General features: G+C 73.8%; 3 protein-coding genes. 2 read left to right on the top strand and 1 reads right to left on the bottom strand.

All coding sequences use genetic code 11. The features are described from left to right. Window positions 1-72: 72 nt before the first annotated feature. The gene (locus ACIQOV_RS35620) at window positions 73-663 is read right to left on the bottom strand and encodes a CGNR zinc finger domain-containing protein (protein WP_401054967.1); all 591 of its coding nucleotides are present in this window, start codon (window positions 661-663) and stop codon (window positions 73-75) included. Window positions 664-760: 97 nt separating this feature from the next. On the opposite strand from ACIQOV_RS35620, the gene ACIQOV_RS35615 reads away from it, so the two are divergent. Then, on the top strand, window positions 761-1,828 hold the full coding sequence (locus tag ACIQOV_RS35615; RefSeq protein WP_401054966.1) for an alcohol dehydrogenase catalytic domain-containing protein: 1,068 nt from the start codon (window positions 761-763) through the stop codon (window positions 1,826-1,828). Window positions 1,829-1,834: 6 nt separating this feature from the next. Beyond that, on the top strand, window positions 1,835-2,889 hold a 1,055-nt coding region (locus tag ACIQOV_RS35610; RefSeq protein ID WP_401054965.1), incomplete at its 3' end, for an alpha/beta hydrolase.

The raw sequence follows: 2,889 nt of genomic DNA, 5'->3' as shown, positions 1-2,889 counted from the left end.
CACCCCCCGCGGGGGGGGGGGCGGCGGGGGGGTGCCCCGCCCCGCCGTGTCTCTTCTGTCTCCTGCCCTTAACTACTTCGCCTTCGCCCGGTAGGCCCGCTTCTTCACCAGCGCGCCGCAGGTCTTCATCGAGCACCAGCGCCTCGCGCCCGCCCGGGACGTGTCCACGAACGGCGTTCCGCAGTCCGGGTTTCCGCAGATGCGGACGCGTGTCCGCTGCTCGGACCCGCAGAGTTCGATCAGGTCCCGCGCGACCATCGACAGCACCGCTGCCACCCCGTCCCCGTCCCACCGCACGGATCCGGCGTCGGCCGACAGGACGGGCACCGAAGTCGGTTCTGCCGCCGCCCCGTTGACCACGGCGACGTCCTCGCGCTCAGCCGGCGCCCCCTCCGCCAGTGCGACGCCGATTCGCTGGATCGCCTCGCGCAGCCGCCGCGCTCCCTCCAGCTCGACCTCGTCGCACCTCGGCGCCACCGCCGTGCAGCCGCTCTCCACGCCCCACCGGCTCAGGTCCTCCGGCCCGGCCAGCCGTTCCACCCGCACGTCCTTGCCGCGGTCGGCCAGTGTGCCGGCGAAGGCGAAGCACAGTCGTGCGTCGTCGAACCGGAAGTCGGTCCTGGCGCGCTGGCGCCCTTCTCGTCGGCCGTCCCCATCGCTCATGTCCACCACTCTATGCGGTTGACACGACTCCTCGCCTCCACATAGCTTCCAAGTCCACCGCTTCAACCGGTGGACATCTCCCGAGGAGGTCGCGTCCATGCGCGCCGCAGTCATCGAAGAACTCCACCAGCCCCTCGTCGTCCGCGAGGTGCCCGACCCCGTCTGCCCGCCGGACGGCGCGATCGTGCGCGTCGGTGCCAACGGCATCTGCCGCACCGACTGGGCCCTGTGGGCCGGGGACTTCTGGACCGGAGGGCCGCAGGTCCAGCCCCCGTTCGTGCTCGGCCACGAGTTCGCCGGCACCGTCGTGGAGGTCGGCCGGGACGTCCGCGACTGGCGGGACGGCGACCGCGTCATCTTCCCGATGAACCCCGGTGAGGGGTCCTGCGAGATGTGCCGCAGCGGCAACCAGCACGTGTGCGAGCACGTGGACTCCCTCGTGCCCGGGGTGTCCTACTGGGGCGCCTTCGCCGAGTACGTCATGGTCCGCTTCGCCGACGTCAACCTGGTCCGGGTCCCCGAGTCCGTCGGCTTTGTGGATGTCGCCGCCCTCGCCTGCCGCTACATGACCGCCTTCCACGGCGTCGTCGACCAGGCCCGGGTGCGCGGCGGCGAATGGGTCGCGGTGTACGGGGCCGGCGGCGGCATGGGGCTGTCCACGGTGGAGATCGCCGCGGCCACCGGAGCCAACGTCATCGCGATCGACATCTCCGACGAGAAGCTGGAGGCCGCGCGCGCCCTCGGCGCCGTCCACACCGTCAACGCGGCCGTGGACGAGCCGACCGAGGCCGTCAGGACCCTCACCCGGGGCGGCGCCCACGTGTCCGTCGACGCCGTCGGGATCGCCGAGGCCTGCCGGAACTCCGTCCTCTCCCTGCGCACGCGCGGCCGCCACCTCCAACTCGGGCACACCACCGGCGCCGAGCGGGGCGACGTCCCGCTGCCGATCGACGTCATGATGGTCAAGGAGCTGGAGATCCTCGGTGCCTTCGGCATGCAGGGGCAGCGGTTCGGCACGATGCTCACCATGATCGAGGCCGGCCGCCTCAACCCCGGCAGGATCGTCACCCGCACCGTCGGCCTCCACGAGGCGGGCTCGGTGCTGGAGTCCCTGGAGACGTACGGGCCGACCGGTGTGGTCGTCATCGACGAGTTCCGGGGCTGAGCGGCCATGGCAACGGACACCACCGGGCCCGCCCCCCGCCTGCTGATGGACCCGGAACTGCGCCGGGCCCTCGACGCCGTCCCGATGACCCCCCGCGGCGCCTTCGACCTCACCGACATCGCCGCGACCCGCGAGACCCTCCGCTCCTTCGCCGCGGCCGTCGCCGCCGCCACGCCCGACGAGCCGACGGTCACCGTGGAGGAACACCGCGCCGTCCGGCCGGACGGTGGACCGGACGTGCCGGTCCGCATGCTGCGACCCACCACCGCGACCGGCGCGCTGCCGGTGCTGCTCTGGTTCCACGGCGGCGGGCAGGTGCTCGGCTTCGCCGCCCAGGACGACCCCTGGCTCAAGCAGCTGGCCGCGCGGCTCGGCTGCGCCGTCGCCGCCGTCGACTACCGGCTCGCCCCCGAGACCCCCGCCCCCGGCGCCGCCGAGGACGGCTACACCGCCCACCGGTGGCTCGTCCGCGAAGCGCCCGCGCTCGGCCTGGACGGCACCCGGATCGGCATCGCCGGCCAGAGCGGCGGCGGAGGGGTCGCGGCGGCCACCGCCCTGCTGGTCCGCGACCGCGGCGGCCCGGCGCCGCTGTTCCAGGCGCTGATGTACCCCATGCTCGACGACCGCGACCGGACCGCGTCCAGCCGTGAGATCACCGACATCGGCATCTGGGACCGCTCCACCAACCGCCTCGCCTGGCAGGCGGTCCTCGGCGACCACGCCGGCACCGACGACGTCTGCCCGTACGCCGCCCCCGCCCGCGCGGAGGACCTCGGCGGGCTGCCGCCGGCCTTCATCGCGGTCGGCGAACTGGACTGCTTCCGCGACGAGGACCTCGACTACGCCATGCGCCTGCGCGCCCACGGCGTCCCGGTCGAACTCCACCTGTACCCCGGCGCGTACCACGCCTTCGACCTGTTCGCCCCCGAGTCGCAGCTCGCGGAGAGCTTCCAGCACACCTGGACCGGCTACCTCGCCCGCCACCCGCGGGACCTCGGCGAGCGCCTCGCCGTAGCGGGCGGCCACCTCGGCGTCCACGTCCAGGTGCCGGCGCAGCTCGG

The organism is Kitasatospora sp. NPDC091257, from assembly GCF_044757675.1.
In the GTDB taxonomy this organism is placed as follows: domain Bacteria; phylum Actinomycetota; class Actinomycetes; order Streptomycetales; family Streptomycetaceae; genus Kitasatospora; species Kitasatospora lactacystinica.
The sequence above is the reverse complement of the archived record's forward strand: the minus strand, read 5'-3'. Positions and strand labels throughout refer to the sequence as shown.